The 21,790-nt window shown below is 40.2% G+C and carries 22 protein-coding genes; 6 read left to right on the top strand and 16 right to left on the bottom strand.

The window, feature by feature from the left end; genetic code table 11:
• Positions 1 to 192 precede the first annotated feature (192 nt).
• The 7 genes from ACQKIC_RS08775 to ACQKIC_RS08745 form a co-directional block, all read right to left on the bottom strand.
• Complete coding sequence (locus ACQKIC_RS08775; RefSeq protein ID WP_402867924.1) at positions 193 to 1,767, bottom strand: peptide chain release factor 3; 1,575 nt, start codon at positions 1,765 to 1,767, stop codon at positions 193 to 195.
• Positions 1,768 to 2,080: 313 nt separating this feature from the next.
• A complete protein-coding gene (locus ACQKIC_RS08770; protein WP_402867923.1) occupies positions 2,081 to 2,203 on the bottom strand; it encodes a hypothetical protein in 123 nt (40 codons plus the stop codon).
• A 69-nt stretch (positions 2,204 to 2,272) separates the two neighbouring features.
• Complete coding sequence (locus ACQKIC_RS08765; protein WP_427591034.1) at positions 2,273 to 2,707, bottom strand: hypothetical protein; 435 nt, start codon at positions 2,705 to 2,707, stop codon at positions 2,273 to 2,275.
• A 109-nt stretch (positions 2,708 to 2,816) separates the two neighbouring features.
• Positions 2,817 to 3,353, bottom strand: a complete 537-nt coding sequence (locus ACQKIC_RS08760; protein WP_427591033.1) for an RNA polymerase sigma factor — start codon at positions 3,351 to 3,353, stop codon at positions 2,817 to 2,819.
• A gap of 19 nt (positions 3,354 to 3,372) precedes the next feature.
• Positions 3,373 to 5,331 carry a DUF6449 domain-containing protein gene (locus ACQKIC_RS08755; RefSeq protein WP_427591032.1) on the bottom strand — a complete coding sequence of 653 codons (1,959 nt, stop codon included), beginning with the start codon at positions 5,329 to 5,331 and terminating at the stop codon, positions 3,373 to 3,375.
• Complete coding sequence (locus ACQKIC_RS08750; protein ID WP_403123738.1) at positions 5,306 to 6,205, bottom strand: ABC transporter ATP-binding protein; 900 nt, start codon at positions 6,203 to 6,205, stop codon at positions 5,306 to 5,308. The genes ACQKIC_RS08755 and ACQKIC_RS08750 overlap by 26 nt, the downstream gene beginning before the upstream one ends.
• On the bottom strand, positions 6,202 to 6,585 hold the full coding sequence (locus tag ACQKIC_RS08745) for a GntR family transcriptional regulator (protein WP_402867918.1): 384 nt from the start codon (positions 6,583 to 6,585) through the stop codon (positions 6,202 to 6,204). The genes ACQKIC_RS08750 and ACQKIC_RS08745 overlap by 4 nt, the downstream gene beginning before the upstream one ends.
• Positions 6,586 to 6,770: 185 nt before the next feature.
• Between ACQKIC_RS08745 and ACQKIC_RS08740 the strand changes: the two genes are divergently transcribed.
• From ACQKIC_RS08740 to yidC, 5 genes are all read left to right on the top strand, one after another.
• Positions 6,771 to 7,187 carry an organic hydroperoxide resistance protein gene (locus ACQKIC_RS08740; RefSeq protein WP_402867917.1) on the top strand — a complete coding sequence of 139 codons (417 nt, stop codon included), beginning with the start codon at positions 6,771 to 6,773 and terminating at the stop codon, positions 7,185 to 7,187.
• 195 nt (positions 7,188 to 7,382) lie between these two features.
• A complete protein-coding gene (locus ACQKIC_RS08735; RefSeq protein WP_402987632.1) occupies positions 7,383 to 8,198 on the top strand; it encodes a glycerophosphodiester phosphodiesterase in 816 nt (271 codons plus the stop codon).
• Positions 8,199 to 8,507: 309 nt separating this feature from the next.
• Complete coding sequence (locus ACQKIC_RS08730; RefSeq protein ID WP_427668608.1) at positions 8,508 to 8,672, top strand: hypothetical protein; 165 nt, start codon at positions 8,508 to 8,510, stop codon at positions 8,670 to 8,672.
• 323 nt (positions 8,673 to 8,995) lie between these two features.
• The gene (locus ACQKIC_RS08725) at positions 8,996 to 9,283 is read left to right on the top strand and encodes a hypothetical protein (RefSeq protein WP_402867914.1); all 288 of its coding nucleotides are present in this window, start codon (positions 8,996 to 8,998) and stop codon (positions 9,281 to 9,283) included.
• A 28-nt stretch (positions 9,284 to 9,311) separates the two neighbouring features.
• Positions 9,312 to 10,097, top strand: a complete 786-nt coding sequence (gene yidC, locus ACQKIC_RS08720) for a membrane protein insertase YidC (RefSeq protein WP_402867913.1) — start codon at positions 9,312 to 9,314, stop codon at positions 10,095 to 10,097.
• Positions 10,098 to 10,227: 130 nt separating this feature from the next.
• Here the strand turns inward: yidC and cphA are convergent, their stop codons facing one another.
• Positions 10,228 to 12,861, bottom strand: coding sequence for a cyanophycin synthetase (cphA, locus tag ACQKIC_RS08715; protein WP_427591030.1), 2,634 nt, complete (start codon positions 12,859 to 12,861; stop codon positions 10,228 to 10,230).
• On the bottom strand, positions 12,858 to 13,670 hold the full coding sequence (locus ACQKIC_RS08710; protein ID WP_403123730.1) for a cyanophycinase: 813 nt from the start codon (positions 13,668 to 13,670) through the stop codon (positions 12,858 to 12,860). Before ACQKIC_RS08710 ends, cphA begins: the two co-directional genes overlap by 4 nt.
• 187 nt (positions 13,671 to 13,857) lie before the next feature.
• On the opposite strand from ACQKIC_RS08710, the gene ACQKIC_RS08705 reads away from it, so the two are divergent.
• Positions 13,858 to 14,280, top strand: coding sequence for a pyridoxamine 5'-phosphate oxidase family protein (locus tag ACQKIC_RS08705; protein ID WP_427591029.1), 423 nt, complete (start codon positions 13,858 to 13,860; stop codon positions 14,278 to 14,280).
• A 118-nt stretch (positions 14,281 to 14,398) separates the two neighbouring features.
• On the opposite strand, the gene ACQKIC_RS08700 is transcribed toward ACQKIC_RS08705, so the two are convergent.
• From ACQKIC_RS08700 to ACQKIC_RS08670, 7 genes are all read right to left on the bottom strand, one after another.
• A complete protein-coding gene (locus tag ACQKIC_RS08700) occupies positions 14,399 to 15,445 on the bottom strand; it encodes a M42 family metallopeptidase (RefSeq protein ID WP_402867909.1) in 1,047 nt (348 codons plus the stop codon).
• Positions 15,446 to 15,595: 150 nt separating this feature from the next.
• Positions 15,596 to 15,784: a hypothetical protein gene (locus tag ACQKIC_RS08695; protein ID WP_427668606.1), complete on the bottom strand. Its 189-nt coding sequence runs from the start codon at positions 15,782 to 15,784 to the stop codon at positions 15,596 to 15,598.
• 100 nt (positions 15,785 to 15,884) lie between these two features.
• The gene (opp4A, locus tag ACQKIC_RS08690) at positions 15,885 to 17,651 is read right to left on the bottom strand and encodes an oligopeptide ABC transporter substrate-binding protein (RefSeq protein WP_402987614.1); all 1,767 of its coding nucleotides are present in this window, start codon (positions 17,649 to 17,651) and stop codon (positions 15,885 to 15,887) included.
• An 18-nt stretch (positions 17,652 to 17,669) separates the two neighbouring features.
• Entirely contained in the window at positions 17,670 to 18,575 is a 906-nt protein-coding gene (locus tag ACQKIC_RS08685; protein WP_427591028.1) for an ABC transporter permease, read from the bottom strand.
• 17 nt (positions 18,576 to 18,592) lie between these two features.
• The gene (gene opp4B / locus ACQKIC_RS08680; RefSeq protein WP_402867905.1) at positions 18,593 to 19,561 is read right to left on the bottom strand and encodes an oligopeptide ABC transporter permease; all 969 of its coding nucleotides are present in this window, start codon (positions 19,559 to 19,561) and stop codon (positions 18,593 to 18,595) included.
• Positions 19,562 to 19,575: 14 nt separating this feature from the next.
• Positions 19,576 to 20,502 carry an ABC transporter ATP-binding protein gene (locus ACQKIC_RS08675; RefSeq protein ID WP_407406566.1) on the bottom strand — a complete coding sequence of 309 codons (927 nt, stop codon included), beginning with the start codon at positions 20,500 to 20,502 and terminating at the stop codon, positions 19,576 to 19,578.
• On the bottom strand, positions 20,480 to 21,505 hold the full coding sequence (locus ACQKIC_RS08670) for an ABC transporter ATP-binding protein (protein ID WP_402956012.1): 1,026 nt from the start codon (positions 21,503 to 21,505) through the stop codon (positions 20,480 to 20,482). The genes ACQKIC_RS08675 and ACQKIC_RS08670 overlap by 23 nt, the downstream gene beginning before the upstream one ends.
• Positions 21,506 to 21,790 lie beyond the last annotated feature (285 nt).

Genomic DNA, 21,790 nt, shown 5'->3' with positions numbered 1-21,790 from the left:
ATTGCACGAATACCTTCTACGATTCTATTCATATGCATTATCCTTAAGTCTTCCCCTTTATTACAGTTACGTGATGATCCTTAGATGTCCTTTTCGAATTTATTCTCTAAGCTGAAGACATAACTATAGGAAAAACTAATCACTATTGATTTCTATGAGAAAAGCCCGTGTTTATGATCCACGGGCTCAACCTTATTTCAAATCCATTGGGTTATATAAAGTCACATCCGGATTCTTATCCTGGAACCAACGTAATGCAAACTCATTTTCAAACAAAAATGCATATTTATCATAACGGTCTTTGACCAGTATGCTTCTAGAACTGTGCAGATTTTCATCGAGTTTTTCATCTTCTGCCCAACGGGTGATTTTGCTACCCATACGCTCCATCATTACCTCAACATTGTATTCGTTTCTCATTCTGTGTTCGAATACTTCAAATTGAAGTTGACCAACGGCACCGAGAAGATATTCTTCCATACGGACCGTTTTGAAGAGCTGAATCGCTCCTTCTTGGACCAGTTGATTAATACCTTTATGAAAATGTTTCTGCTTCATAACATTTTTAGCCGTTACCCGCATGAAAAGCTCAGGGGTAAACTGAGGTAAACGTTCAAACTGATACATATCTTTACTTGTCGTAATCGTATCACCAATTTGATAGTTCCCAGTGTCATACAGACCAATGATATCTCCGCTCACGGCTTCATTCACGGTGTTCCGGTCATCCGCCATGAATTGGGTAGAAGACGAAAGATTGATTGGTTTGCCCGTTCTGCTCAAGTTTACATTCATTCCACGCTCGAATTTCCCTGAACAAATGCGGAGGAAAGCAATCCGGTCACGGTGTTTCGGATTCATGTTCGCTTGAATCTTGAAAATGAATCCGGAAAATTCTTCACTGACAGGATTCACTTCACCTGAAGTGGTCATACGAGCTTGTGGCTCAGGTGCAAACTGGAGATAAGCATCTAAAAATGTTTGGACACCGAACGCCGTTAACGCACTACCGAAAAATACTGGACTTAGTTGACCATTAGCAATTCTCTCTTCCGAGAACTGGTTTCCGGCTTCCGTCAACAGCATAATTTCTTCTAATGTTTGCTCATATAACGGTGATTCCTTCAATATATGATCTCCATCAAGTTCACCTTCGTCATTCAAAGTAAGGTAACGTTCCGGTCCTTCCGTCTTGAATTGTTCGATGCGGTTATTGAATCGATCGTATATACCTACGAAATCTTTTCCCATCCCGATCGGCCAGTTCATTGGATACGTTTCAATACCAAGCACTTCCTCAAGTTCAGCAAGCAATTCAAGTGGCATTTTCCCTTGACGGTCCATTTTATTAATAAAGGTAAAAATCGGAATGCCTCTCATCCGACATACTTTGAATAATTTAACCGTTTGATCTTCAATCCCTTTTGCCGAATCGATAATCATTACGGCACTATCTACAGCCATCAGTGTGCGGTATGTGTCTTCACTGAAATCTTGGTGACCTGGTGTATCCAGGATATTCACACGGAAATCGTCATAATCAAATTGCATGACCGAAGATGTAACGGAGATTCCCCGCTGCTTTTCAATCTCCATCCAGTCACTCGTTGCATACTTTCCTGTTTTTCTAGCCTTAACCGTTCCGGCATCACGAATCGCGCCACCAAACAGTAGTAGTTTCTCTGTTAATGTAGTTTTCCCGGCATCCGGGTGGGAAATTATTGCAAAAGTCCGTCTTGAATGGACCTCATCTTTTAAAGTAGGCATAATATGTTCCTTTCATTATTGGAATTGTCACATAGCATGTATAGAGAACCTAATCGTTTTTTTCACATTGGAATGTCAACCTTTCCTAGTATGCAAAAGTCTTGAACATACACAATATATGTACGAAAAATATATCATAAGGCTTATACCTTCGCTACTCCGGTATCCATTTCAATCAACCTTACTATTTTAACACGATATGAACGAAAGATGTAGAGGTGAATGAATCCAAGAAATGAAAGGAGTAATAAAAAACAAAAGACGCTGTATCAGCGTCTTCTCCCCTGGTGCTTATAATGTGATGTTGAGTCTGCTAGTTACTTATCCTACCAGCCTTCATGGCTTTTTGATTACGCTTTTTTTTCCAACGTTTCTTGACTTCTTTAAAGATTAAAGGAGCGGCAAAAATGACTGCTCGTTTTAGGAGTTTTTTCATGATTCATCATCCTTTCTTTCCTTTTCTATACCCAAAATATCGTTTAGGAAAACTTTAGATCGCCCCACATCATTCTTTTAATGTCAGCTTAAGTAAATCGATTCTCACCTTTGCTTCCTTCATCATTGATTTCAGTTTTGCTTCATTTGCCTCTTCTTTTTGAAGCTCAGCCTCTATCATTTTCAGCTCATTCTCTACCGCCGCATACTCTTCATTCGCTATCCCTACTTGATCATGCAATTGTTTCCAACGTTTTATGACTGCCTGATTTTCATTCTGCCATTTCGAACGATTTTGGCTCGTGAACGCCACATCCATTTTGTTTGACAAACTCTCCATTTCTTCAAGAGGATACGTGGCTCCCTCTACTGATGCGTGGGTCGCCTGCTTCGAAGTGATGCCCTCATCCGCAGTTGAAGAATGAGTAGAACCTTCTTCATCTTTACAACCCGCCATGAAAACCGCCATGATGACTAGTAGATAATAAACTTGACTGATTTTCATCTCATCTCCCCCCTTTTACATATTTTTTCCTTAAAGTAAGAATAACTTACGTAAACCGTTCAATAAAAATATAAATGGAAGTAACAATTGGGCATCATCCCGTTGATTTTTATGCAATTTCCTTGTTTTGCAACTCATTTCTTAATTGTTTTCTTGCCCTATACAGATTGATTTTAACCGTCGCCTGTTTAATGTTGAGCACCATGGCGATTTCACGTTCTTTTAACCCGCCATTCACCTTAAGCAATAGTATTTCCCGCTGTTTATGGGATAATTTAAATAAGACGTGGATGATGTCTTCTTTTAATATCCATAAATCCATGGCATCTTCTACCTCATTTTGACTACAGGGCTGACTTTCCAACCAATCCATCATTTCCTGCTGAATCAAATGGCTTCCCCGTTTTTGCTTACGCGAAAAATCAATGGCCGTCCTCGTGGCGATGCAGGCTAACCATGCCCCCATTTTTCTGTCATCCTTGATCGTATTACGTTTAGTATAGGCTTTTATATAGGTTTCCTGAGTAATATCCTCGGCGAGATATGGACATTTGATGATGGATAAAGCAATGTAATAGATTCGCTTATAAAATGAATGATAAACCCTGGTGAAACCTTCAGCTTCATTACAATGTCCTTTCTTCAAATTCATCCTCCCTTTCTATTTATTCAAAGTGGTTTAAAATAAAATCGGGAACATGGTCACCAGAAAAAGTCCTTATCTCAAAATCCCGGCTACCCTTATAATAAAAAACAGCTGTATACTTTCCTTCCCCATAATCCAATTGACTGTTTTCGATGGCCATCTCTATTTCATCAGGCTGATCAATCTTCAACAGAATCGACTGCTTTTCCACTATTTGTTCAATTTCTTCTTCGGACGTACTATATAAATTAAAATCGGTCTTCGTTACAAGAATATGAGAGATATCATTTGCCGTTAATCTTGCCTCTTCAGCTTGTCCCGTTTGTTCCATCCAATTTGTGAAGGCAGGATAAGAAGAGTTCCAATTCATATAGATGGTCTTGTTATTTTCGAGAAGAACTTCAATGTATGCATATTCTCCCCAGGTCTTCGTCATTTGGGCGAGTGTCTGGTTATTCAGGTCTTCCGATAACGCCTGAACCGCTTCCGCAAGCTGCTGTTTATCAGTAATGATTACGGACTTATCCATTTCTCCGGTGGCATTGATTTTCATTTTGGAAACTTCTTCAACCGGTACATGCAACAGCTCATTCACTGTTTGTTTATATTCGCTAGATTCATAGATTTTGGCTAAAAGCGGCATATACGACTCATAATTTTGCAAATGGTACTCCCTCGCTAAATGTCTTCCATTTTCAAGTTCGTATATAAGAAACACGGAGTTTTCAGGATTAGGATCTGCGACGCTCTCCATCTTACCCTTTTCAAGAATCTGCTGATGTAACAAACGTACAGCTGAGATATTTTCTTTTTCTTTTAGATAGATTGAACTCCCTGAATCCTCATCTTCATAATATATAGGTGAATGGTTCCCTATATATATTTGGTTGATCATCTTTTTATCAGGCACCTTTGACTCATACGAAAGCGGATCTAACTTTAGAAGGATGGAAAGAGCGATGACACTCACCATAAAGGTGATGTACCCTTTAAAAGAAAACCGGACCCGCCAAGTCTTTTGCAAGACGAGATCGCCTAAATAATAGCCAATTATGGATCCAATCACATAGCCGAACACGACCCATTCGATTTTCCCGGTTGTTTGACTAAAATAAAAGCCGGAAAAAAGCATCATGCTTATCGTTAAACCATATTTAAATACCGGTTTAATCAAGGGGAACACAAAGGCTTGCGATACATGCTCCAGCTTTCTCCGTTTATAGAGAACCAATGAAAGCCATAGAAATAGGCAGGAGACCAGTGCATAGATTAGTAGCTGAAAGGAGAAAACATTCATTTTTTCCATTTCAGTTGCCGCCAATATAGGGGACATGCTATTCATGTTGGCACTTAAGTAGTATTCGGCAAAAAAACCAACCATCAAAAACTTCACATTCGCCGCTAGTAAGATAAATAGCCCAGCTGGCAACCCAAGCGTTATATAGGTAAGTAAGCCCTGTAGAGCCGATAATCCCGTCACCATTCCAATTAAGACAGCTACAGAGAAAATCACTGTCTCCATGACAAAAGTAATGCCCACCCACGACCAAATATCTGTCAGGCTATACAATTTTTCAACATCTAAGGCTGAGTGGAATAAATACAAGATGAGGCCTGTAAGCAAAATGGGGACAATGATAAAGGAAATCCCCATCCCTATCATATGAACGTATATACTTCTCCTAGTGATCGGTAAACTATGTATAAAATCCGAAGCCTGTTTTACTTGTAAAAATCGAAATAGGAAAATGGCGAGCAATACCGGAATGCTTATGACTAGGACGAATTGAATCATCCCCTGACTGGAAAATAAATTTACAAAGTTCATATATTCACTATTATTATTGAGAATAATCGTTAATATTTCCAAAGGTAGTGCAAAAATGAGGCCGATAAAATAAAGAAACCCAATCCATCCGGTACTTCTAAAAATATAAAATACCAGTTCTTTATTAAACGAGACTATTTTGAATGGCATAGCCGATGTCCCCCATTTCATATATGAAGATCTCTTCCAAAGTGAGGGGCAGGATATCGAATATATCAGGTTGAAACTGGCTGAAATGAGTCTTGATATCAGATTCTTTTCCTTTTAAGATGCAGACGATGACGCTGCCCCTCCTTTCCTTATTCAGGATTTGCATGCCACGGTAAATGCCATATGGAATTTTATTTTTAAAGGCTATTTGAACTTTATGTACATCCGCTTTCAAATCATCCAAATCCTTCTGGATGATGAGCTCCCCTTGATGCAATATCCCCACATGATCTGCTAAATCTTCAATTTCCCGAAGGTTATGGGATGAAATCAAGATCGTCATTTCTCGTTCGGATACATCCTGAATCAGCAACTGTTTCACATTTTTGCGCATGACCGGATCAAGCCCATCAAAGGGTTCATCGAGTATTAAAACTTCTGGCATCGTTGAAAGGGCCAGCCAAAAAGCAACCTGCCTCTGCATTCCCTTAGACAGCTTGTGAATTTTATATTGAAAGGGAAGCGCAAACACTTCCTGCAATTGATAAAAACGTTCTTGATTCCATTCACTATAAACATGACTATAAAAACCTGCCATTTGCATGATGGAATAGTTAGCCAAGAAGTAAGGCATATCAGGAAGGAAGAAACATCGATTTTTCACTACCCGGTTTTCAAATACTGGGGATTCATCGATAAGAACCTCACCGCTATCCTGGATTAAATTTCCAGATAGCATTTTCAAAAGGGTCGTCTTTCCTGCCCCGTTCGATCCCAACAATCCAAAAATAGATCCTCTTTGTATATCCAAACTAACGTCTTTGATCGCTACTTTTCCTTCATATAACTTACTAACACGCTTGATTTCTATCATGTTTCCCCCCCCTTTGCTATCGAACTTATATCCTTGACCAACCTATAAATTTCTTTTTTTTCGATACCAATATACAGGGCTTCCGCTAACACCCTAGTAAGCTCCGACCTTATCTTCTCTTCCTTTAATGAATTCTTCAATTCCCCGGGGGGTAAAACGAAATTACCTTTTCCTGGTATCGTATATATAAACCCTTCCGCTTCAAGCTGCCTATAAGCTTTTTGAATCGTATTAGGGTTAATGGTCAGTTCCTGAGCCAATATTCTAACGGAAGGCAGCTGGTCATGTTCTTTTAGTACGTCACTGATTATAAGCTCTTTGAATTTTTCCATTAATTGTTCATAAATGGGTCTTCTACTTTGTACGTCCAACTCAAACATCATCAGCCCCCTCACTGTAATAAGTGTACTACTTGGCTTAATACAGTTATTATAAAACAACTTATTCCAATTTCATACAATTTTTAAATAAATTATAAATAGATGACCAACTCTCTTTCTTTTGTTTAACAAGTCCAATTAATGGGAACCTATATAATATAACTAAATCAAAAGGAGTTGTTTTTTTGAAACCATTATATACAACTGCAGTTACCGTACACGGTGGACGTGAAGGCCATGTTAAATCGGAGGACGGCATCCTCGATTTTGATGTAAGGTCACCGAAAGAATTAGGTGGTTCTGGTGAAAAGGCAACAAACCCGGAACAGTTATTTGCCGCAGGGTATGCCGCTTGTTTTGGCAGTGCATTGAACCTTGTACTTAGTAAGGAAAAAAAGAAAGTGGATACATCCGTGACTGCGAATGTCACAATCGGGAAAGATGAGACAGATGGCGGTTTCAAATTGGCCGTTAGATTAGATGTTTCCATCCCAGACCTGAGCAAAGAAGAAGCTGAAGGATTTGTAAAGAAAGCACACGCAACTTGCCCTTACTCCAAGGCAACCCGCGGGAATATAGACGTTACACCAATCATCGTATAATGAAAAAGGAATGGATGCAGCTTCTAAAGCTGCATCCATTCCTTTTTTTATTGCCTATAATATACAACGCGCGCCTTACTCCTTCAATCCTCCTTCTCTCCCTTTCAATAGAGACGTTTTGACAACGTTCTTTTATTTCTTTTAAATGAGGGTAGATATCTAATAACCCATAAATATAATCAAGGAGTGTGCAAATTGAAAGAGTTATTCCTTATAGTCTTTATCATCTTATTCATCCTGCTCATTTTTTCCTTTAACAGAAGGAAAAGGGTGGTTCCCATTCTCTCAAATCAACATACACCACTAAAGATTGGACATCGCGGGGCATCGGGATATTGTCCTGAGAATACAATGGCATCCTATTATAAAGCAATAGAGATGGGCGTGGATGTTCTGGAAGTAGATATCCATCTTAGTAAAGATGGGGAACTTATGGTGCATCATGATCCAACTCTCGAGAGGACGACTAACGGTAAGGGAAATCTCAGGGACTATACAGCCGCAGAGTTACTAGAATTGGATGCCGGGAGCTGGTTTCACCCTGATTTTAAAAATGAAAAGATTCCCTTGCTTAGCGAGGTTTTGGAAACTTTTTCGTCTTATGAGATTGGACTATTAATAGAAATTAAACACCCCTCCCTTTACCCCGGTATCGAGAGAAAACTGGCAGAAGAACTCTTGAAAAGTCCGCTTAATTCAAACGTTGAAAATAAAATCATGGTTCATTCTTTTGATATGAACTCCATGAAAACTTTTCACGAACTCTTACCCAAAATTCCAGTCGGTGTACTAATCAATCGGCGAATTTCGGATCAAAAACTAAAAGAGATTTCAGAATTTGCAACTTTTGCGAATCCAAAGCAAACGTTGTTAAACCCGAATCTTAAAACACGAATTCAGAGTCACGGAATGAAAGTATTTACTTGGACAGTCAACAATAAAAAACAGATGCAATCTCTAAAGAAAATGAACTTGGATGGAATCATTTCGGATTTTCCTGACTTTTTTTGAAAGAGAGATAACATTGGATCCCCCCAAAAAAACAATCCGCTTCTGCGGATTGTTTTTTTCAATAGCATTGAAAAGATTGAATTTCATCTTCATCGGTACCATAGTAGGCCCATCGTTTTTGATTGGGTCTCCAGCGGTAACCTGCAACGGTATTCCGACCAACATACGTAGGATAAAGCCAAAATGAGCGGCCATTCCTTAACCAAATATACGTATTTTTATATAAACACCCTCTCATTGCCCCAGCTTCGATTCCGAAAAAACCTACATTTGGAAATTGGGGGATGAATGACGGCGGAGGTACAGTAGGTGGTCCTCCTCCTTGAGGGGGCCTTGGTGGCGGACCTCCTTGAGGGGGTCGTGGCGGTGGACCTCCTTGAGGCGGTCTTGGTGGTGGCGGCTGCCTCTCTTCAAAATTCAGATAGTCAAATTGATTGGGCTCCACTGGAAAACCATTATCCACATATGGGTTAAATGGATTAAGATAGAAATGACTATCAAAATAATTGATGTGCGAATTTAATGGATCGTATAGATTCATCCTTTTTTCACCTCGTTATAAACTTCCCTCTATTCATATGTAGGCTGCAGACCATCCGTGACATGGCTGACTGATATAATTAAAATGATTTTCATTCAGCGTACCCATGAAAAACTAAAATATCCCTCTATTTTCTTTTTAAAAAACATATGATTTTTTCGCATTCTATAACTTGAATCTGGTATAGTGTTCTTACAGATATTAGAATGCGTTTTATACAGCAACTATCCTTATCTAAGAAAAAGAAGGGATTACTATGTGGGAGTTATTATTAGAATTTGATTATCAAACCATCCGCCATGCACTATGGGCAGGGTACTTATTGACCTTCGTCTTCCCTTTTGCGGCGTTTTACTTTATTAATAAAAATCAGACACTCTTAAATGATAAATATCAAGCTTCACTTCACTCAAGCCCTGGTAAATCTCTTGTTTATACAGGTAGCGTTTTTCATCCACTAGGAATACGACGCTTTATCACTTATATTCGCCAAAAGGACTCTCCAGATGATTCTGAAGAGCCAAGCCTCCTTCTCATTGTTTAACCATTAACAATTTGAGGAGGAATATATTTTGAAGAAGAAAAATGTACTATTAATTGGAACACTCTTTCTAATGATCGGCCTTTTATCAGGATGTTCAGCAGCTACTAGCGGACCCTTTCATACTGTAGTAGTCAATCCGATGAACACATTGCTTGAATTTAATGCGGATTTTTTTAACGGGAATTATGGGATAGGCATCATCATGATGACTGTCATCATTCGTCTCATTCTGTTACCATTGAATATCAAGCAATATAAAACACAACGCAACATGAAGACGAAAATGAATGGACTCAAGCCAGAAATGACTGCCATTCAGCAGAAGATTAAAGAAACGAAAGATCCGGCCAAACAGAAGGAACTTCAGCAGGAAATGATGAAACTCTATCAAAAACATGGTGTCAATCCTTTAAATATGGGTTGCCTGCCCCTTTTGATCCAGATGCCGATTCTAATGGGTGTGTATTATGCGATTCAAGGATCTCATGAAATTGCTACCCATAACTTCCTTTGGTTCAGCCTTGGGGAGCCTAACATCGCCATGGCACTCATTGCCGGAGTCATTTACTATTTCCAATCTGTGATTTCCATGAGGCAAATGCCGGAAGATCAACAGAAACAAATGAAGATAATGAGTTTGGTCTCACCTGCCATGATCTTGTTCATTTCATTCTCCGCCCCTGCTGCTTTGCCACTATATTGGTCAGTAGGCGGATTATTCATGATTGTACAGACCATTGTACTTCAACGTGTTTATAACAACGAAAAGACAAATGTGCCTGCCGTCAATGAAACCAACGCAAAAAAAAGCTAACCCTATTACTATACCCTGTAGTTCAGACTTTTTAGGAGTCTGAACTACAGGTTTTTTTATAGGATAAAGGGTAAAAGGCCAAAGAAGATGAACTTTATGTAAGGATCATCTTCCTAAAGCCGCTATTTACCTATTTTCCATTCATTTTCTTAAGCAATGCATTTTTTGTAATGGTTTCGAAAAACCGCTCTACATAATTAAAATCGGTGTAAAAAAATAACAGAAGGTCCCCAGGTTGGGATAATTCCCAAGCTTTTAAAAACGCATCCATTTCATTTGGAACAATGACTGCCTGTTCACCGGTCAAACCTCTTTTAAACGCGGCTTCCTGAATCAGTTCAGCTACTTCTAAAGGGTTTCTGCCTCGCAAATCATCGTCCTCTTTAATAATGAACAAATCCGTCTGTACAGCCACGATATTTGCCAGGCTAATGATTTCTTCATTTATTCGATCGCCTGGTCCCGCCAAAACAGTAATGAGTCGATTTCTATGATACGCACTAACGGTATCGAAAATGGCTTTTAGTCCTGCTGCATTATGAGCATAGTCAATGAGAATGGTCCTTTCATTGACCTTTTTCAAGTTAAATCTTCCTTTGGATAGATTTCCATCTGGCATGAATGTCATAGCCTTCTTTCGTAATTCATCGATAGAAATGCCTTGTGTCGAGGCTGCCGCTAAAGCTTGGAGCAAATTGGATACGTTATGGCGTGCCTTACCCTTAATCGTGATGGGTACTTCCTCACATTCCATGAAACGTTTTACTCCTCCGTTTTCCACATAATTGATTATTCCTTGTTCATCCACAAACCAAGCCCTTTTTCTTTCTTTAATCGCTGCCATTATGACGGGATGATTGGCTTGAGTAGAGGTATAAATCACTTCACCGTCTGTATATTCGTTCATGGCCACTACATGAGGGTCATCCGCGTTCAACACACAATATCCATTTTCGAGAACAACCTCCGCTACCAGTCGCTTTAATTTAACTAGGTCCTCCAGCGTTTCAATTCCATCACGACCAAGATGATCCTCACTCACATTGGTAATAACCCCTACGTCGCACCTACGAAAAGCAAGCCCTTCCCTTAAAACCCCACCTCTTGCTGTCTCCAATACGGCTGTATCTACTTCTGGATGGGATAAGACCATTCTTGCACTTATTGGCCCACTGCAATCCCCTTGTTCGAGAACCTCTTGTCCCACATATACCCCGTCGGAATTCGTCATTCCTACTTTATTCCGATCATTAGAAAGAAAATAATGTATCATTCTGGTCGTTGTGGTTTTTCCGTTTGTCCCCGTTACCGCGATAATCGGGATGGCCGCCTCTTCTCGGCTAGGAAATAGATAATCGACAATTGCCTTGCCCACATCTCTTTTTTTGCCTTCACTTGGATAATGATGCATCCGAATCCCCGGTGCTGCATTCACTTCTATGATGGCCATTTTTGTGTAATCGAATGGTTTCGAAATGTCTTGGCAAATAAAGTCTATACCCGCTACATCCAGATTAATCGCATTTGCAGCACCTATAGCCACTTTCCTTATAGTCGGGTGAACCTGTTCCGTTACATCGATTGCCTTCCCTCCGGTTGAAAGGTTTGCATTTCCGACCACTTGGATTACCTCACCTTTTTTCGGAATGCTCCCCAGGTTCCTGTTCTGTTTTTCCAAATAACACGTTACCGTATGTGTAAGGGGGATTTTGGACATCGGTTTTTCATGGCCCTCTCCCCTCAACGGATTCTGGTTTTCCTTCTCTATCAAGTTGCGTATAGTCTCCCTCCCATTCCCGATGACATAGGGCGGTAGCCGGAGACTGGCGGCAGCAAGCTTTCCATCTACGACTAATAAGCGATAATCATGTCCTTCAAAATGGCGTTCCACAATGTACTTCTGTACGTGGGATTCCAAGCAATGAGCGACATTAAATAATTCATCTTTATTTTTAATATGGGTAATGACCCCTTGGCCCTGCCGCCCGTTAAAAGGTTTAAGGACGAGTGGAAAACCAAGTCTATCCGCTGAATCAAATATTTCCTCAATCGAATGCGCGACTTCGCCTTCCGGTACGGGAAGGCCACAGCCTTTCAGAATTTCCTTCGTCATCGATTTATCACAGGCATTCTCTACGGCTATATTGGAAGTCTGGCTTGTAATCGTCGCCTGGACAAACTTCTGCCTAGAACCAGTCCCTATCCGGACCAAGCTATTTTCCCCAATTCGCTCGACAGGGATATTCCTCGCATGTGCCGCCTGGTAAATGGCCTCTGTACTAGGTCCCAATTTATGTTGGTAATATAAATTGGCTATTTGCTCCACATAGGATTGAACATTGATATTCTTTTCACGTTTTAAAATGGCTTCCACGATTTCTTTGCTGGAGAGGAATGCCTGAAATCCCGACTTAGGCTCCTTATAATCGTAGGTAACGGAATAAACCCCAGGATCTTTCATCATAATCGTTTTCCCACGAACAACGTCTATACCAGCCATATTTTGCAGTTCAATCGCCATATGCTCCAATACATGTCCCATCCATGTACCACGGTTCAACCTCTCAGCAAAACCACCCTCATATCCATGAGAACATGTATGCTTGCCCAGGTCGGGGAGCACCTCCAACAGCCTTTCATTAAAGCCAGGAATCGAATCAGATGGCCTTTCCTCCAGTTCCTCCAAGTCCAATTCAATGCAAATGGTTGGTTTATATGCGAAAAAGTTAGGTCCTTTTAAATAGCGGACTCGATTGATTTTCATGATTGAATCCTCTTCTCCAGCGACAATTTTCTTGTCTTCAAGTCAAATTGATACCCTCTAGTTAAAGCATGTAGACGAAAACCTGAAAGTGTCAGTTCTTCGCTTCCGTTTTCAGCAATCGTAATATTGATATAGTCACTACTACTTCCATCAAGCACCAGAACTTGATTTATTCCATACACTTCAAATTTCCCATCGCTTACTACTATCGCTGTATTTTCATCTATACCAATACCCATGATTTCTTCATTTTCGGCTATAGCACTTAATAACCGATCGAACCGGCCGCGTTGTGAAAAATGCTGGTCAATCAGGAGTCCATCCAAAAATCCGAATCCCTTCCCTATTTCCACCTTCAATTTTTCATCATCCAGTTTCATATCGGCGGCAACAATCATTCGCTTCCCCATAATCGAGGCACCTGCGCTTGTCCCGGCTACGACCATTCCGTCATGCCAGGACTTCGAAAGAGTCTGATGCAATCGGGAATCACGGATCAGCTCGGACAATCGGCTTTGATTCCCCCCTGTTATGAATACAGCCGAAAAAGAGGCCAATTGTTCACAAATGGCCGGATCCTCTGCATCTCTTTTCGAATTCACCTCGAGAACTTCCACTCGATTTACACCAAGCTCTTTAAAGATGCGGATGTATTCTTTACTAACCTCATCGGGAATTTCGCTAGCAGTCGGTAGGATCCCGATTCCACCTGATTTTCTCGTTGCAAGCTCCACGAATTTATTCAAAACTTCACCTTCTAGGCATTTATCTTCCGCCCCGCCGATGATCAGTAATTCTCCACAATTCATTTGCTTGTACTCACCTTCACCTATAGATTTAAAAATAAGAATTTGCTTTTTCCATAAACACGTAATCAATAGTATGGTACTTTAGCATAAATTCCATTCATCCAAATAATAAAAACTGTGCAAATCCGTTTAAGTTATAGGCATAAGAGGAAGAGTAATAAAGAGAAAAATAAAAGGAGTGGTGAAGATGAGTCAAGATCAATTAAAAGAAAAAATATTGAATGTGATCAAGGAAAGTAAAATCGGAGTCCTATCAACAGTAGAAAATAATAAGCCCTATTCGCGCTACATGACATTCTTCAACGAGGAATTAACCTTTTATACACCAACAAGCGTAAAGACTGAAAAAATAGATGAAATAGAAAAGAACCCACATGTTCATGTCTTGTTTGGCTATGACAATGAAGGCATTGGCGATTCATACATTGAAATTTCAGGAACATCGAAAATCAATGATACCGCCGAATTGAAGAAAAAATTATGGAATAAATCCTTTGAACAATGGTTTGAAGGGCCAGAAGATCCAAACTACGTATTATTACAGATCAAACCCGATTCTATTCGACTTATGAATAATAACGGTGAGCCACCAGAAGAACTAAACCTTTAAGTAACCAATTGACCGATAAACATCGTAATTTGACCGATATATTGATAAATGGACCGATATATCTTCAAGTTTGACTGATAAACGAAAAACCCTCGCCTGAGCGAGGGTTTTTATGTGATCAGACAAGCTCAGATTGTAAATAGTGTGCAACTAGGTTCGCTGTATGCTTCAAAGATGAGAGATGCGTTCTCTCAAATGCATGCGATGCATCAATCCCTGGTCCGATCAAGCCATGAACCACATCGAATCCTGCACGGATTGCTGCTGAGGCATCAGAACCATAGTACGGGTAAATATCGACGCGATAATCGATGTCATTCGCCTTGGCAAGTGAAACCAGATGCTGGCGTAACTTATAATGGTACGGACCGGAAGAATCTTTAGCACAAATGGAAACACTATATTCATCCGTCGTTTGCCCTTCCCCGATTGCGCCCATATCGACAGCTAAGTATTCAACCGTCTTATCAGGAATATTGGAATTACCGCCATATCCGATTTCTTCATTATTTGAAATCAGGAAATGCGTCGTATATGCCAATTCGATTTTCCCCGCTTGAATCTGCTCAATAATATGAAGCAAAATGCCAACACTTGCTTTGTCATCCAAATGTCTAGACTTCAAGAAACCAGTCTTCGTTTCCTCGATCCTTGGTGCGAATGAAACAAAGTCACCAACGGATATGCCAACGGCCTCTGTTTCCTCTTTTGATTTGACGACTGCATCGATACGAACCTCGATTGTCTCTTCATCACGCTTAGCGTCCCCAGCATTTTTATACACATGTACGGATGTTTGGTTAATCAATATCGTGCCTGTGACAATATCTCCACTTGCGGTATGGATTTCACAGTATTCTCCTTCAACGGAATTCCACCGAAACCCGCCAATCATCGTCAACTTCAGCCGGCCATTTGGCTTAATTTCCTTAACCATGGCTCCCAATGTATCCACATGGGCCGTCAGCAATCGATGACAGCTATCATCTTTACCTTTTAAAGTGGCAAGCAATGCTCCCTTGTTCGTGATTTGGTAGGGTACTTGCTTACTTTCCATGAAGGCTGCCGTATACTTAATGGCCTGTTCCGTATAACCGGATGGACTGGGAATGGATACTAACTCTTTTATGTACGAAACGATTTCTTTTTCATTAACTTGATTCATCAATGACACTCCCTTCTTCTTATATAAAAGTATATCTCTTTCAGTGATCAAAGAACATATTAAAAGCCATATAAAAAGACCGTCATATGACGGTCCCATACAACCGGAATTCCTTAATCCAGGTAACGTCATTAAACTTGCGAACCATGATTACTTTAATTGTCTTTGTTTATTGGACATTTCCTTCATGAATTCCAAGAAGGCAATTCTCTTTTCATCAGGATAGGCTACGATGTCTGCAATGATTTCCTCTTCAAGTGGCTTTAATAGACGACCGACCGATTCCGTAAACAATATTTCAAGTTCCCGCTTTGTTTCATTTGGGTTTCTCACTTCCATCACTATCACCCTTCCAATTACTTACTATTCATATATAACCTTAATTCACCATCTTAAAACCAAAGAATCGGCTGCCAATGGAGGCAGCCGACTTTCTACATTATTTTTTAGCTGATTCTTCTGTCACACCTACATCAAACCATTGATATTGGCGACCTGCCGTATAATCATAACCAGTCACACGTTCATTGACCCCGGTCATTGTATATCGGAATAGAGTTGGGATAAGAGGCACTTCATCATGGATCAATTGTTGCCACTCGTTATAGACATCGACACGGTATTGATCGTCGAACGCTTCCTCCGAAATTCCTTTTGCCAATAGTTCGTCATTCTTGTCATTCACCCAGCGAGTATAATTGAATTGTGCTTGTCTTGACCAGATTCCAGATGGATCTGGATCGGAAGCCACACCCCAAGCTGCTTGGTAAATATCAACCTTATCGCTATCTTTTTTCAACATATCATAAAATGAATTGAACTCATGAAGACGTCCATCTAACATTTGTACATCCAGTCCGACTTCCTGCCATTGCTGGATATAATATTTCGTAAGCGGTTCGGCAATATCTCCACCACTCATGGATGCAAAATTAATTTTGAACTCCTTGCCATCCGGATCTTCGCGAAGGCCATCGTCATTCGTATCTTTATATCCTGCTTCATCCAATAATTTTTTCGCTTTTTCTGGATCATATTCATATGGCTTTATATCTTTATTGTTATATTTAAAGGTTGGCGTAATAACCGAGTTGGCAGGGAAACGAAGTCCTTTATACATCTTCTCGCCGACCTGTTCGTTGTTGATGGAATAGGCCATCGCCTGGCGAAGTCGTTTATCTTGGAATTTCGGGTTATCCATCACGTTTTCGCCTTTTTTCTTATCATAGTGCCCTAAATTAAAACCGATGTACGTATAAGCCAAATCGACTTTCCCTAAAATCTCGATGTTTTCCAACTTATCGGCTTGATCATAATAATCCGCTGAAACTTCTGCTACATCAACATCCCCGTTTTCCAATGATTTTACAACAACGGATGGGTTGATGACTTTCAATGTGACGCTGTCCAACTTAGGAGCTCCGCGGTAGTAATCTTTATTCGCTTCGAATTCGACCGCTTCACCTTGAACGATTTTCTTCACTTTGAATGGTCCGAAACCTATTGGGTTTTTACGGATTTTATCGGAAGACTCCAAATCACCAATCGCAACATCTTTTAAGTATTCCTTGTGAAGCGGATATGTCCATAGTCCTGTCTTAACCGAAGGATTAGCTTTCTTAAAGGTGAAGCTGATTTTCTTTCCGTCTACCTTGATTCCGGAAATACTGTCTGCCTTACCTTCATGATACTCTTCCATCCCTTCAATCAATGCCATTTGTTCATCATAACGGACTCCCTTGTACTCTTTGCTTCCCATTACGAGATAAGCATATTCCAAGTCGGCCCCCGTTACAGGTTTACCGTCATGCCAATTAACATTGTCTTTGATGGTAAGTGAGACCGTTTTATTATCTTCTGATATTTCATAGGTAGCTGCGCCTTCATTTGTAAATACCCAATCTTCATCGGTATCCAATAAATCTTCATCAAAGAACGTAATAACTTGATTATCCGGATCACCTTGGTAGAAGACTTTATTTAAGATTCCTTCAAATGGCGTATCAGATACCAAACCGTAAGTAAGGTGACCGCCTTCGATTGGTTTCCCTTTATTTGATGTAACCGCCGGGAATTTCGATGCATCCACTTGTTCAACAGCTTTTCCCTTTTTCTCCTTAGTCGACGTATCATCTGAACATGCAGCAAGAAGTAGCGACGATATGGCCAATGCACTTAATACTTTGCTATAATTTTTAATTTTCATGACATACACTCCCCTTTTTTATCCTCTTCTTTGTCTTGCGTCAGCAGCACGTTTCAATGCTTGACCAACAAAATTTATACTCAGCATCAACACTAGAATCATGAGTGATGCGGGTATCCATATCCACCATTTGTTTTCTAAAACATCTGGGTTTCGAGCATAACTTATGAGCGTACCTAAACTCGGTGTGCTCTCTGGAAGACCGAATCCTAAAAAGGTCAAGCTGGATTCTAGGCCAATATTGCCTGCAAGATTCAAAATGAAGTTTACGATGATCAGAGAACTTATATTTGGAAGCACCTGGAAAATAATGATTTTCCAATGTGGAGTACCAAGTGTTTGTGACGCATGAACATAATCCAATTCTCGCTCAGATAATACCTTCGAACGAATGAGCCTTGCCTTACCGGTCCATAAAAACAGCGTCATGATCAAAATGAAAACCGGGACATTAAAAGTAGGCACAATCGTAACGAAAACAATGATGAACATTAACTGTGGCAGCGCAATGACAAAATCTATAATACGCATGATTACATTATCGGTAGCACCGCCAAAATAACCAGCAAGAAGCCCAAAAGTCAATCCGATGATAGCCGTGAATAAAGTAATAAATAAACTAATCGTGAATGAATTCCTTGTACCGATGATGAGTTGTCCAAATACATCCCGTCCACCATAGTCAGTTCCAAGCCAATAGTCCGAAGATGGCTCCATATAGATGGATAGGAAATCGACTTTAGCGATTTCCTTGGCATCCATGAAGAAAGATGCACCATAAACGAAAAGCAAGATGGCTGCCAGTAGAATCAATGAGCCCATTGCCATTTTATCTTTCTTAATTTCCTGCCAAATGATTTTCATTCCCGAAGGACTCACTTCTTGAACTTGTATGTTATTTCCAGTTACAACTTTCATTTCCATTAGACTCACCCCACTTCCTATTCTATCCGTATACGCGGATCCACCGCGCTAAGTATGATGTCAGAAAGAAGAGTGCCAAGCAAAGTGGCGAATCCTGTCATCATGACAATGGCCGTCACGACACTGAAGTCCCTTAGGCTTACAGAGCTAAGGAATAGCTGGCCTAATCCTGGATAACTGAAAATGGTCTCGATTATGACAGAGCCACCGATTAAACCAGTGATTTCATATCCTAAGAATGCAGCAATCGGTAGGAATGAATTTCTCAAGATATGTCGTGAGTATACTTTCGATTCCGGAACACCTTTCGATCGAGCGGTCCTTACGAAATCCTTAATCTTATTATCTATGATTTCGTTTCGCAAATATTGAATGGTACTTGTCGTTGCAATTAAAGCCGTACTTAAAGCTGGCAGGATCAAATGGTTAATCTTACTGACCACATAAGCGAACGTCCCTGAATCCAATTTGGAATCGACGCTTCCACCAGATGGGAACCAATTTAGACCGAACCCGAAAACAAATAGCATAATAAGAGCAAATATGAAAATTGGTGTACCAAAACCTAGATAACTGTAACCGGTAACTCCTTTGTCCATCCACGTATCATTATATCTACCGCTAACTATGCCGAGTGGAATAGCTAGCAAATATGTAAAGATAAGAGTGACGATTGCAAGAAAAACCGTATTCCAAAGCCTGTTTTCAATGACATCCATAACTGGTATTTTGTGCGTATAAGACACTCCGAAGTCCCCTTGGACAGCATTTGATGCCCATCTTACATATTGTTGGTACCAAGGGTCATTCAAGCCCATGTCATCCCTGATTCTTTCAAGCTCAGCCGGATCCGCCCTTGGGTTGCTTATTTCCTGACCTGACAAGGCATCACCTGGCATGGCTTTTGCCATCATGAAAACGATGATGCTCAACAGAAAGAGCTGCGGAATCATGACTAATAGGCGCCTAAGGATAAATTTCCACATTACTTTCCACCTCCTTATTGTATTGCGACTCTATGAGTGGACGAAACTGGCTTTAAATCGTAGGCCCGTCCGTTTTCATCAAAGTATTGGGAATAAGACGTTTCATACTCCGCTGTCAATTTCTTTCTGAGTAGTATTTTTTGCTCACGCACTTCCGGTTCTAGGTCCGGAATGGCTGCTATCAAACGTTTGGTATAGATGTGCTGAGGGTTTTCATAGATTTCCTGGCTTGTGCCCTCTTCTACGATTCTTCCGCGATACATCACGCCCATCCTGTCACACATATGCCTGATTACCCCGAGATCATGGCCGACAAATAAATAGGTCAAGTTAAACTCCTCCTGTAAATCTTGAAGGAAGTTCAATACCTGTGCTTGGACCGATACATCCAGCGCAGACACAGGTTCATCGGCAATGATCAGTTTTGGCTTTAACGTCAAAGATCTCGCAATTCCTATACGCTGACGCTGTCCGCCTGAAAACTCATGTGGATACTTATAAATGGATTCGGGACTTAGACCGACTTTATCCAAGAAGTCCTGAACAATTTTCTTTTCTTCTCCAGGCGACAACTTTTCAAAATTCCTTAACGGCTCGGCAATGATATCGAGAACCCGCTTTTTAGGATTTAAAGAAGAATATGGATCTTGAAAAATCATTTGGATATCTTTTCGGAATGGCTTGATTTCTTTTCTGCTCAACGAAGCTAAATCCCTGCCTTCGAACATGATTTTTCCTGATGTCACCTCATTCAGCTTGACCACTGCTTTACCCGTCGTGGACTTCCCACTTCCTGATTCTCCAACCAAACCGTAGGTCTCACCTTGCTGCAATTCGAATGACACACCATCGACAGCTCTGACATGATCTACTACTCTACGAAAAAAACCGCCCCTTATAGGGAAATGCACTTTTAAATTATCTACCTTGAGTAATGTCATAAGGCGTTGCCTCTCCTTCAGATTGAAAATAAAAATCCTTATAACACGTGCACCTAACATAATGACCTTGGCCAACTTCATGCAGGACAGGTGACTCCTCATGGGCCTGTTTGGGGATCCAAGGAATCCGTTCTTGGAATCGGCACCCATTCCTATCCATTTTCGCTATGGAGGGCACGATTCCTTCTATAACGTGCAAACGTTTTTTTTCAGTGGTAGCCGAAGGGATGGAATTTAGCAAAGATCGTGTATAAGGATGCAGTGGTTTTTTGAATATATCTTTAACACTGCCAGTCTCGACCACTTGTCCGGCATACATCACGACAATCCGGTCAGCCACTTCGGCCACTACGCTTAAGTCATGAGTAATCAAGATGATTCCCATTTTTGTCTTGCTCTGTATTTCCTTCAACAAATCCAGGATTTGAGCTTGGATCGTCACATCGAGAGCCGTCGTTGGTTCGTCCGCAATGACCAATGCAGGATTACAAGCTATCGCAATCGATATCATGGCCCTTTGGCGCATGCCACCTGAAAGTTCATGAGGGAACTGCTTGTAGGTCCTTTCCGGATAAGGGATGCCAACCTGGGTTAGCAGTTCAATTGTTCTTTTCTTTTTTTCATTGGTTGATAGATTCGTATGATAATCAAGATTTTCCTCAATCTGTTTTCCGACAGTCATTAGGGGATTCAATGCCGTCAGAGGTTCTTGGAATATCATCCCCAATTCCTTACCTCGAACTTTATTCATTTGTGACTCATTAAGGTCAAGTAGATTCTGACCCTTATAATTTATGACACCTTCAGATTTCGTTCGTTGCATATTATGTAATTGGATGATGGAGAGGGCCAGTGCACTCTTACCACAACCTGACTCACCAACCACGGCTACAATTTCATTTTCATTCACCGTAAACGAGACATCGTCCACCGCTGCGTGATATTTATTCTTAATACGAAATGACGTAGTGAGGTTCTCTATTCGTAATATTGTCTTTTCCAACCTGATCCCCCCTAAACTGTTTTACCGATAAAATAAAAATTTTCTGATAATTAAATAAAAGTGTAATCAATTTTTAATTTTAATTCAATATATTTATATCAAATTATAACATTTTTTTAATATATTATAACTTGAGGAATAATTTTTTCCTATAATTTTATTTCTAAAAATTAACTTTATTTCTTTTTATTTACTAGAATAAGGATTCTAATAGCTTTTGCTCATCACAAAGAATGAAGATTTTTTTTGTATTTAAAAATAATGAATAATTATCTTATCTTCAAA

Origin of the sequence: Peribacillus sp. NPDC046944, assembly GCF_050272735.1 — a bacterium.
In the GTDB taxonomy this organism is placed as follows: Bacteria; Bacillota; Bacilli; order Bacillales; family DSM-1321; genus Peribacillus.
Note: the sequence above shows the minus strand (reverse complement) of the source record. Positions and strands in the feature narration are given on the sequence as shown.

What these genes read in the sequence shown, in the direction of transcription:
- ACQKIC_RS08695 (WP_427668606.1), bottom strand. Translation starts at nt 15,784, where the DNA reads ATGGAAGTGAGAAACCCAAATGAAACAAAGCGGGAACTTGAAATATTG.
- cphA (WP_427591030.1), bottom strand. Translation starts at nt 12,861, where the DNA reads ATGAAAATCAATCGAGTCCGCTATTTAAAAGGACCTAACTTTTTCGCA.
- ACQKIC_RS08710 (WP_403123730.1), bottom strand. Translation starts at nt 13,670, where the DNA reads ATGAATTGTGGAGAATTACTGATCATCGGCGGGGCGGAAGATAAATGC.
- ACQKIC_RS08775 (WP_402867924.1), bottom strand. Translation starts at nt 1,767, where the DNA reads ATGCCTACTTTAAAAGATGAGGTCCATTCAAGACGGACTTTTGCAATA.
- ACQKIC_RS08685 (WP_427591028.1), bottom strand. Translation starts at nt 18,575, where the DNA reads ATGGAAATGAAAGTTGTAACTGGAAATAACATACAAGTTCAAGAAGTG.
- ACQKIC_RS08765 (WP_427591034.1), bottom strand. Translation starts at nt 2,707, where the DNA reads ATGAAAATCAGTCAAGTTTATTATCTACTAGTCATCATGGCGGTTTTC.
- ACQKIC_RS08745 (WP_402867918.1), bottom strand. Translation starts at nt 6,585, where the DNA reads ATGTTTGAGTTGGACGTACAAAGTAGAAGACCCATTTATGAACAATTA.
- opp4B (WP_402867905.1), bottom strand. Translation starts at nt 19,561, where the DNA reads ATGTGGAAATTTATCCTTAGGCGCCTATTAGTCATGATTCCGCAGCTC.
- ACQKIC_RS08725 (WP_402867914.1), top strand. Translation starts at nt 8,996, where the DNA reads ATGTGGGAGTTATTATTAGAATTTGATTATCAAACCATCCGCCATGCA.
- ACQKIC_RS08675 (WP_407406566.1), bottom strand. Translation starts at nt 20,502, where the DNA reads ATGACATTACTCAAGGTAGATAATTTAAAAGTGCATTTCCCTATAAGG.
- ACQKIC_RS08750 (WP_403123738.1), bottom strand. Translation starts at nt 6,205, where the DNA reads ATGATAGAAATCAAGCGTGTTAGTAAGTTATATGAAGGAAAAGTAGCG.
- ACQKIC_RS08705 (WP_427591029.1), top strand. Translation starts at nt 13,858, where the DNA reads ATGAGTCAAGATCAATTAAAAGAAAAAATATTGAATGTGATCAAGGAA.
- ACQKIC_RS08770 (WP_402867923.1), bottom strand. Translation starts at nt 2,203, where the DNA reads ATGAAAAAACTCCTAAAACGAGCAGTCATTTTTGCCGCTCCTTTAATC.
- ACQKIC_RS08755 (WP_427591032.1), bottom strand. Translation starts at nt 5,331, where the DNA reads ATGCCATTCAAAATAGTCTCGTTTAATAAAGAACTGGTATTTTATATT.
- opp4A (WP_402987614.1), bottom strand. Translation starts at nt 17,651, where the DNA reads ATGAAAATTAAAAATTATAGCAAAGTATTAAGTGCATTGGCCATATCG.
- ACQKIC_RS08700 (WP_402867909.1), bottom strand. Translation starts at nt 15,445, where the DNA reads ATGAATCAAGTTAATGAAAAAGAAATCGTTTCGTACATAAAAGAGTTA.